The following is an 8,758-nucleotide window of genomic DNA, read 5'->3' on the forward strand; positions in this document are numbered from 1 at the left end:
TCGATGTTCCTGCTCACGCTGTTCGCAGGAAGCGGTCCAGGACCCGGGTGCCGAACGTCAGGGCGTCGACGGGCACACGCTCGTCGATGCCGTGGAACAGGCTGGCGAAGTCCAGGTCCGGGGGCAGGCGCAAAGGCGCGAACCCGTAGCAGTCCATGCCGAGCTTGGCGAAGGACTTGGCGTCCGTGCCGCCGGAGAGCATGTACGGGGTGATCTCCGCCGTCGGGTCCTCGGTGCGCAGGGCGGCGTGCATGGCCTCGGTCAGCGCGCCGTCGAACGGCGTCTCCACCGACGGCAGGTCGGTGATCCACTCGCGCTCGACGTCCGGGCCGATCAGCTCGTCGACCTCGGCCAGGAACGCGTCGCGACGCCCGGGCAGGATCCGGCAGTCGATCACGGCCTCCGCGGTCGACGGGATGACGTTCGACTTGTAGCCGGCCGACAGCATGGTCGGGTTCGCGGTGTCCCGGACGGTGGCACCGACCATCCGGGCGATCGGGCCGAGCTTGGCCATCGCGCCCTCCAGGTCCTCCTCGGGGAGCTCCTGCCCGGTCAGCTCCCGCATGCGCTCGACGAACGCGCGCACGGTGTCGGTCAGCACGATCGGGAACGTGTGGTTGCCCAGACGACCGACGGCCTCGGACAGCGTGGTCACGGCGTTGTCGTCGTGCAGGAACGAGCCGTGGCCCGGCTTGCCGCGCGCCCGCAGCCGCATCCACGCCATCGACTTCTCGGCCGACTCGACCAGGTAGACGCGACGGTCGTCGGCGTAGGTCAGCGAGAACCCGCCGACCTCCCCGACCGCCTCGGTGCACCCCTCGAACAGGTCCGGCCGGTTCGCGACGAGCCACTGCGCACCGAACTTGCCGCCGGCCTCCTCGTCGGCGACGAACGCCCACACGATGTCCCGCGGCGGCACGATCCCCTCACGCCTGAACCGTCGGGCGACGGCCAGCATCATCGCGTCCATGTCCTTCATGTCGACGGCGCCGCGGCCCCACACGTAGCCGTCCTGCACCGCCCCGGAGAACGGATGCACCGACCACTCGCCCGGATCGGCGGGCACGACGTCCAGGTGGCCGTGCACGAGCAGCGCGCCCCGCTCCCGGTCGGCCCCCTCCAGGCGGGCGATCACGTTCATCCGCTTCGGCGCCCCGGACTCCAGGACCTCGACCTCGTACCCGACCTCGCGCAGCTTCGCCGCCACGTAGTCGGCGGCCTCCGCCTCGCCGGCCAGCGTCTCGGGGTCCGCCGTGTTCGACGTGTCGATCCTGATCAGCTCGGAACAGAGCTCGACGACCTCGGCCTCGGCGGAACTCGGGCTGCCCTGGGGATTCGTGCCGGTCATGCCCGACTTCCTACCACCGGGGTGGGCCGTCGGCCCGCCCGTGACCGTCCGCTATGCTCTGCATCGCAGCGGCTCCGGTGAGTCGCTCGGTCCGAGTGGCGGAATGGCAGACGCGCTAGCTTGAGGTGCTAGTCCCCGAGTAGGGGGTGGGGGTTCAAGTCCCCCCTCGGACACGTTGATCATGCCCTGACCTGTGGTCAGTCCACATCGATGATGGGAACGCCGCTCGTTCCCGCTGGTCAGGCGACGGGGGTCCAGTCCCGGCCGATCTCGATTGACCGTCACCAGCGTCGACCTCAGGTCATGTGGAAGGAAGACGCCACGCCCGTGTTCGCCCGGTGCGCGAGTTCCGCGCGCATTGTGCTCGCGACGCGGTTCGCGAGCGCGCTCCTCCTCGTCATCGAACCCTTCGCCCCGGGCAGCCACGGCCCGGACGACGTCCCATAGGGCGGCGATCGCTCGTCGCCCGGGTCCACAGTGTCCGCGCCGCGGCGCGGCGATGCGTCGCCCGTATCGTTCTCTCTTCCACGGCAGGTATCGCGACCAGACGCCAGGTCATGGTCGGCCGGGGCACCTTCCCACTGGTCAGCAGTTGCCGGTGTGACTACCGCCCAGAGCGGCAAAACCTGAGGACCAGTGATCGAATGCCGCATCTGTCAACGCACCGACATCGGTGCCGGCGGGCGCATTCGCCCACAGCCGCAACACGGTCTCGCGGACGGCGACAGCGGTTTCGGCGAACAGCTGGGGTTCGAGATCGCCGGGCTCACTGCCGAGCCGGTCTGCCGCCCATGCGGCAATGACCTCCCGGAGGCGTGCGTTGAACAGTGCGATCGACGGGACCAGGCCGGGATCCTCGCGGACGGCACGGTACAGCGGCAGGACCTGATCCATGGAGGCGTAGGTCGTGGCGATCCGTTCGACGACGGCGCGCAGCCCGGCCACCAGCGGCTCGTGGCGGGGACGGTCGCGCAGCAGGGGCGCGAACTCGTCGGCCTGATGGAGCAGCGGCTCGGTGAACGCGTCCTCCTTGGACGCGAAGTAGCGGAAGAACGTCCGGCGCGACACCCCGGCCGCGGCGGCGATGTCGTCGGCCGTGGTCGCCGCGACCCCCCGGGTGAGGAACAGATGCACGGTCGCTCGGGCGAGTGCGCCCCGCGTCGCGTCCATCCGGTCGGCCCAGCCACGGCCGGGAACGGACGAATCACCACGGAAGGATGGCACTGTGGTGTCATCCATGGTTAGGCTGCCCTATATGCAGCGTTCCCCGCTCCTCGCATCGAGTGATCGTCGCACGGTCGGCGTGCTCGGGCCGGTCCGGCGAGGTCGGCCGATCGTGGTGCTCCTGGCCGGTCTGCTGGTGCTCACGGGGTGTGGATCGGCGGGGACCGCACCCGCGCCCGCCGCGGGCGGCGCCGTCGACCACGCCGCGGGTCGCACCGAGGTCCCGGCCGACGCCCAGCGCGTCGTCGCACTCGACGAGAACGCAGGCCTGTTGCTCTACGAGCTGGGCAAGCAGCCGGTCGAGGCGCTCGGCACGTTCTCCAGCGTGGGCGTCAAGGAGATCCTCACGCAGGCCGGCACGCCGGTCGAGCCCGCCGACTTCGCGGCGCCGCCGGTGGAGCGGGTCGCCGCGCTGAACCCCGACCTGATCGTCGGGTCGGCGACGCCGGGCGCGATCGAGGCCTACCCGCGGCTGTCGCAGGTGGCCCCGACCGTCCTCGCCGGGTACAGCGACCCGTGGTCGAAGCAGCTGGCGGTGGCCGGCGCAGCGGTGAACAAGGCGGACGTCGCGCAGCAGCGGACCGCCACCCTGCAGACGAAGATCGACGACACGCGTCGCGAGCTGCAGGAGCGGGGCATCGCGGGGCAGTCGGTCTCGGTGCTCGGCTCGATCAGCGGCTTCCCGTTCGCGCTGCCGTCCGAGTCCAGCGCCGGCGAGCTGATCACCGGTCTCGGCCTGACCCGGCCGAAGGCCCAAGCGCCCGGGGCGCCGATGACCGAGGGCGGCATCGCCGTCTCGCCGGAGCGCCTGTCCGAGCACGACGCGGACCACATTCTGGTCCTGACCGGCTCGATGTGGTCGGACAAGGAGATCACCGGTCTGCCGACGGCCGGGCAGCTGCGCGGTCCGAAGGCGACCGTCGACGGCGAGCAGTGGACGAACACGAACCCGTTCGCCGTGGACTGGATGCTGCGCGACATGCGGGCCGTGCTCCTGAACGACGGGACGGTCGGGACGGGCGCCGACGTGGTCGCCCGGTGGAGGCAGTACAGCGGCGCGTCCTGACCGGCCGGTCGTACGTCATTCATGATCGTGGGGGAAGCGGGACATCATGAGCTCGACGGAGACATCCACCGACGTCGCACCACCTGACCTCGCGGACCGGGGGGAACGGCCCGACGGCGGTGCGGCGGAAGCCGCTGCGGCACAAGCGGCCCAGCGAGACGGCATGGCCACGCTCGTCGGCTTCGCGGCGGGGGCGCGCGGACCGTTGATCGCGGCCGTGCTGCTCGCCGTCGGGGCCACCGTGCTCGAGCTCCTCCCGGTCTACGTCGTGTACCGGCTCGTCGACGACCTCGTCGCCGGCGGCGGGGGCGCGTCCGGCTACTACGTGTGGGCGGTCGTCGCGCTCGTCGCGATCGTGCTGCGGTTCGTCCTGTTCGGACTGTCCACGGCGGTGTCGCACCGCGCCGCGTTCCGGTTGCTGTACGACCTGCGGGTGGCGATGGCCCGGCACCTCGCGCGGCTGCCGCTCGGGTTCTTCTCGAACCGGCGCAGCGGCGAGGTCAAGAAGGTCATGGTCGACGACGCGGAACGCCTCGAGGGGTTCCTCGCCCACGGCATCCCGGACATCGTCAGCTCGGTCGCGGTCTGGATCGGCGTCACGATCTGGCTGTTCGTGCTCGACTGGCGGATGGCGCTGGCCTCGATCGTCGTCGTGCCGATCGCGTTCGCCTGCCTCAGCTCGGCCATGCGTCGGGTCTCGGGCCAGATGGCCGAATACCAGAAGGCCGATGCCCGGATGAACGGCTCGGTCGTCGAGTACGTGAACGGGATGCCGGTGGTGAAGGTGTTCGACCGCACCGGCGAGTCGTTCACCGAGACCCGCGAGGCGGTCGAGGACTACGCGCGGCTCGAGACGGACTACGCGAAGCAGTTCGTCCCGCTCGGGTCCGCGTTCTACACCGTGATCGTCTCCAGCCTGGCTGTGATCGCGCCGGTCGGGATCTGGCTGCAGGCCACCGGGCGGATCGACCTGACCACGTTGCTGTTCTTCTTCCTCGTCGGCGCCGCGTACGGCCGGCCGCTGATGACGCTGTTCAACCAGGCGAGCCAGTTCGCGCAGTACACGTCCGGCGGCGCACTGATCGGGCAGATCCTGGGTGCGCCGGAGCTGCCGGACACCGGCGAGCGGGTGGAGCTCGACGGGTACGACGTCGAGCTGCGCGACGTCCGGTTCGCCTACGACGGCCGCGACGTGCTGCACGGCGTGTCGTTCACGGCGCGGACCGGGCAGGTCACGGCGCTCGTCGGCCCGTCAGGCGCGGGCAAGACGACGATCGCGCGCCTGATCCCCCGCTTCGCCGACGTCGACGACGGCGCCGTGCTCCTCGGCGGCGTGGACGTGCGCGCGATCGGGGTCGACCAGCTGATGGAGACGATCTCGTTCGTCTTCCAGGACACGTTCCTGTTCCACGACACGATCGCGGACAACATCCGGCTCGGGAAGCCGTCGGCGACCGACGCCGACGTCGAGGCCGCGGCGCGGGCCGCCCGCGTCCACGACTTCGTCTCGGCGCTGCCCGACGGGTATGCGACGACCGTCGGCGAGCGGGGCTCGACGCTGTCCGGCGGCGAGAAGCAGCGGATCGCGATCGCCCGCGCGATACTCAAGGACTCCCCCGTCGTGATCCTCGACGAGGCGACCGCGTTCGCCGACCCGGAGAACGAGTCCGCCATCCAGGAGGCCGTCGGGGAGCTGGTGCGCGGCAAGACGTTGCTGGTCATCGCGCACCGGCTGAGCACGGTCGTGCACGCCGAGCGGATCCTCGTCGTCGACGACGGGCGGGTGGTCGAGTCCGGGCGCCACGACGAGCTCGTGGCCCGCGGCGGCGCCTACGCCCGGCTGTGGGAGGACTACGACCGCGCGCAGTCGATCGTGCTGCACGCCGGGGAGCGGTCCCGGTGACCGCCGCCGTGGAACGTCCCGCACGGACGGGCGCGGTGGCGCGGCTGTGGGCGCTGGCCGGTCCGCGACGGGCCCGGCTCGCCCGCGGGGTCGGGTTCCGGTTCCTCCAGTCCGTCTGCGCCGGGATCCCGTTCGCGGTGCTCGTCCTGGTCATCGACCAGCTGCGGACCGGGACGCTGTCGACCGCGAGCGCGTGGGGCTTCGTCGCCGTCATCGTGCTCGGGTTCGCCGGGCAGCTGCTGTTCGGCTACCTCTCGGCGCGCGACACGTGGCTGACCGCCTACCAGCTCGTCAGCGACATGCGGCTCGCCGCGCTCGACCATCTGCGCCGGCTGCCGATGAGCTTCCACATCGGACGCCGGCAGGGCGAGACGAGCGCCGTGTTCACGAACGACATGCAGGCCGTCGAGGGGTTCGCGTCCAACGGGCTGTCCACCGTGGCCCAGGCCCTCGGCCTGCCGCTCGTGGTGTTCGCCGTCCTGGTCGCGGTGGACCCGCTGCTCGCCGTCGCGACGCTGGTGAGCATCGTGGTCGCGCTGCCGGTGCTGGCCTGGTCGAACCGCCGGTTCACCGAGCTCGGCGTCCGGCGCCAGGACCTCCAGGCGAACGCGACCTCCCGCATGATCGAGTACGTGCAGGGTGTCGCGGTGATCCGCGCGTTCAACCAGGCCGGGTCGCGCCAGGAATCGTTCCGCCGGGCGCTCGACGAGTTCCGCGAGATCAGCGTCCGGATGGTCGCCCGCCTGCTGCCGGGCGGGCTCGTGTTCGCCGCCGTCGTCCAGGCCGGCATCCCGATCGTGATCACCGCGGCGACGTACTGGCTTCTCGGTGGCCGGGTCGACGTACCGACGGCGATCCTGTTCCTGGTGCTGAGCCTGACCGTGTTCGCACCGGTGCTCGCGCTGCTCGAGGTGATGGAGACGCTGCGGCTGGCCGACGCCTCGCTGTCGCGGATCGACCGCGTGATGCGCGAGCCGGAGCAGTCGCAGCCGGCGACGCCCGCGACGCCGTCGGACGACAGCATCTCCTTCGACGACGTCGTGTTCGGCTACCGGCCGGGCCGCCCGGTGCTCGACGGCGTGACGTTCACCGTGCCGGCGCGCTCGATGACCGCGCTCGTCGGGCCGTCCGGTGCGGGCAAGAGCACCGTGCTGAACCTGGTCGGCCGGTTCTGGGACGTCGACGACGGCGCCGTGCGGATCGGCGGTGCCGACGTCCGCGACCTGACGACCGAGCAGCTCCACGACCGGATCAGCGTCGTGTTCCAGGACGTCTACCTGTTCCAGGGCTCGGTCTACGACAACATCGCGTTTGGCTCGCCGGACGCGACCCCGGAACGCGTCGAGGCCGCGGCCAGAGCGGCGCAGGCCCACGAGTTCGTGCGGCGTATGCCCGAGGGGTACGCGAGCCGGGTCGGTGAGGGCGGCGCCTCGCTCTCCGGTGGAGAGCGCCAGCGGATCTCGATCGCCAGGGCGATCCTCAAGGACGCGCCGATCGTGCTGCTCGACGAGGCCACGGCCGCGATCGACCCGACGAACGAACGGCTCGTGCAGGAGGCGCTGGCGACGCTCGTCGCCGATCGGACGCTGCTGGTGGTGGCGCACAAGCTGACCACCATCCGGCACTCCGACCAGATCCTCGTGCTCGACGGCCACGGCGGCATCGCGCAACGCGGCACCCACGACGAGCTGATCGACACCGACGGGAGCTACGCCCGCTTCTGGTCCGAACGCCACCGGGCGAGCGGCTGGCGGATCACCACCTCCGGCTGAGTGGTCCCCAGCGAGCAGCACCACCCCACCACCACGGCACGGCCCCGGCGCGCGACCGCGCGCCGGGTCGCAATCGAGTCTGCGGGGGGCGAGACACGATGTCGACGACCGGAACGCTCGGCTACCGGGAGGAGACCGTCCACGGGCGGTTCGACCCGGTGACGACCGGCGCGCGGCTGGCCGCGTCCGGGCTGTTCGAGTCCCATGTGGTCTACGAACGCGAGGGCCGGTGCACGTTCGCGGGCGGCGCGCTCGGTGAGGTGACCGTGCACGACGACCGGGTGCGCACCCGGTGGCGGGACGCGGTGACGGAACTCCCGCGCACCGACCGGCCGTTGCGTCAGGTCGGGGACGCGCTCGCCGCGCTGCCGTGGCCGGGCTGGAACGCCTACGGCTGGGTGGAGTTCGAGCTGGCCGACCCGGATCCGAACGGTCGCGCTGTGGGGTGCAGGCCGGGACTGCACCTGACCGTTCCGCACACCGAGGTGGTGATCCGCCCGGACCGGGTGCGGGTGCGCAGCGCCGATCCCGAGCGGTCCGCCGCCGTGCGCGGCCTGCTGGCCGGGACCGATGCGCCGGAACCCGCGGCGGCCGAGCCGATCGCCGTCGACGGTGACGCCCGGTCCTATCAGGACGCCGTGGCCCGCGCCGTCGAGGAGATCCGGCGGGGCGCGCTGCAGAAGGTGATCCTGTCGCGCTCGGTGCCGGTGCCGTTCCCGGTCGACCTGGTCGGGACGTACCTGCGGGGCCGGGCGGCGAACACACCGGCGCGGTCGTTCCTGATCGACCTCGGCGGTCGCCGGGCCGTCGGGTTCAGCCCGGAGACCGTCGTCGAGGTGGCGCCGGACGGCCGCGTGGAGACCCAGCCGCTCGCGGGCACCCGCGCGTTCGGGCTCGGTCACGGCGCCGACGAGCGCCTGACGACCGAGCTGCTCTCCGACCCGAAGGAGGTGTTCGAGCACGCCGTGTCGGTCAAGCTCGCCTACGACGAGCTGCACGCCGTCTGCGCACCCGGCTCCGTCGCGGTCACCGAGCTGATGGCGGTCCGCCGCCGCGGCAGCGTGCAGCACCTGGCGTCCCGGGTCGCCGGCCGGCTCGCCGCGACCCGCACGGCGTGGGATGCGCTGGCCGCGGTGTTCCCGGCGGTCACCGCGTCCGGGATCCCGAAGGCCGCGGCCTACGAGTGCATCCGGCGGTGGGAGTCCCAGCCGCGGGGGCTGTACGCGGGGGCGGTGCTCACGGCGTCGCACGACGGGTCGCTGGACGCCTGCCTCGTGCTGCGCACGCTGTTCGAGGAGGACGGACGAGCCTGGCTGCGGGCCGGCGCGGGCGTGGTCGCCGGCTCCGTTCCGGAGCGGGAGTACGAGGAGACCTGCGAGAAGCTCCGCAGCATCGCCCCCCACGTCGTGCCGTCGCCGCGCGCCGAGACCCGGATCTGAGAGGCA

Annotated in this window: 6 protein-coding genes and 1 tRNA gene; 5 read left to right on the top strand and 2 right to left on the bottom strand. The window is 71.9% G+C overall.

Going from position 1 to position 8,758, the window contains the following annotated elements:
* Positions 1-13 precede the first annotated feature (13 nt).
* Positions 14-1,348, bottom strand: a complete 1,335-nt coding sequence (locus EV378_RS07620) for a M20/M25/M40 family metallo-hydrolase (RefSeq protein WP_132422139.1) — start codon at positions 1,346-1,348, stop codon at positions 14-16.
* A gap of 89 nt (positions 1,349-1,437) precedes the next feature.
* Between EV378_RS07620 and EV378_RS07625 the strand changes: the two genes are divergently transcribed.
* Positions 1,438-1,521 (top strand) — tRNA-Leu (locus EV378_RS07625).
* A 412-nt stretch (positions 1,522-1,933) separates the two neighbouring features.
* On the opposite strand, the gene EV378_RS07630 is transcribed toward EV378_RS07625, so the two are convergent.
* Positions 1,934-2,587: a TetR family transcriptional regulator gene (locus EV378_RS07630; RefSeq protein ID WP_132422141.1), complete on the bottom strand. Its 654-nt coding sequence runs from the start codon at positions 2,585-2,587 to the stop codon at positions 1,934-1,936.
* Between the two features lie 97 nt (positions 2,588-2,684).
* Here EV378_RS07630 and EV378_RS07635 point away from each other — a divergent pair, with 97 nt between their 5' ends.
* The 4 genes from EV378_RS07635 to EV378_RS07650 all read left to right on the top strand — a co-directional run bounded on the left by EV378_RS07635 (position 2,685) and on the right by EV378_RS07650 (position 8,752).
* On the top strand, positions 2,685-3,638 hold the full coding sequence (locus EV378_RS07635; RefSeq protein ID WP_165922183.1) for an ABC transporter substrate-binding protein: 954 nt from the start codon (positions 2,685-2,687) through the stop codon (positions 3,636-3,638).
* A 163-nt stretch (positions 3,639-3,801) separates the two neighbouring features.
* Positions 3,802-5,541, top strand: a complete 1,740-nt coding sequence (locus EV378_RS07640; RefSeq protein WP_165922184.1) for an ABC transporter ATP-binding protein — start codon at positions 3,802-3,804, stop codon at positions 5,539-5,541.
* Positions 5,538-7,313 carry an ABC transporter ATP-binding protein gene (locus tag EV378_RS07645; protein WP_132422147.1) on the top strand — a complete coding sequence of 592 codons (1,776 nt, stop codon included), beginning with the start codon at positions 5,538-5,540 and terminating at the stop codon, positions 7,311-7,313. The genes EV378_RS07640 and EV378_RS07645 overlap by 4 nt, the downstream gene beginning before the upstream one ends.
* 98 nt (positions 7,314-7,411) lie before the next feature.
* Complete coding sequence (locus EV378_RS07650) at positions 7,412-8,752, top strand: salicylate synthase (RefSeq protein WP_132422149.1); 1,341 nt, start codon at positions 7,412-7,414, stop codon at positions 8,750-8,752.
* The last annotated feature ends 6 nt before the right edge of the window (positions 8,753-8,758 follow it).

Source organism: Pseudonocardia endophytica, assembly GCF_004339565.1.
GTDB lineage: Bacteria > Actinomycetota > Actinomycetes > Mycobacteriales > Pseudonocardiaceae > Pseudonocardia > Pseudonocardia endophytica.